The sequence below is a fragment of the Mesorhizobium sp. M7A.F.Ca.CA.002.09.1.1 genome (assembly GCF_003998555.1).
GTDB lineage: Bacteria > Pseudomonadota > Alphaproteobacteria > Rhizobiales > Rhizobiaceae > Mesorhizobium > Mesorhizobium ciceri.
On the sequence record NZ_RZRR01001535.1, the window covers coordinates 1 to 556 of the forward strand.

General features: G+C 58.8%; 1 pseudogene. It reads right to left on the bottom strand.

The features are described from left to right. Nucleotides 1-226, bottom strand: a pseudogene (locus tag EN994_RS35785) (hypothetical protein); the annotation flags it as partial. Nucleotides 227-556: the final 330 nt, after the last annotated feature.

The window sequence follows — 556 nt, forward strand, 5'->3', positions numbered from 1 at the left end:
AGTAGCAGGGGTTCTTGACGGCCCCTTGGGCGACCTTCTTCCGATAAAGCGCGCGGGCTCGTTCGAGGACAATTTGTGAGATCTGGCCCTCGCTGTTGCCGACATGAGCCTGCAACCAGGCCGGAACGTCAGATGATGCGGCAAAGGATCGAGCCGACACCGTCACGGCGATGACGGCGACGAAAAAGCTGGCGACGACGCCCAGACAAACAGATCTCAACCGCACCGGATCAATTCTCCTGTCGAAGCGAATGGCGATTTCTTGCGGTATTGCCGCGAGAATCGATCATAGATGGCCTCGCATTATCAGGCGAAACACATCTTGTTTAGCGCGCCCGCATGAAGATCCGCAAAGCAGGTCGACGCATGCAACGGCCCTACGCCGACATGCTGGCTCCAGGCTTGCGGCGGACGTCTTCGTATCCTTGAAGCAGGGCAACGAACTCGGGTTGGCGGGTTCCTTCGAGCTCGTCGGCGCGTTGGCTGACGGAGCATCAAACGAAAAACCCGCCTGTGCGGCGGGCCATCGGCGCAAATCAGCACCATGGACAAACAT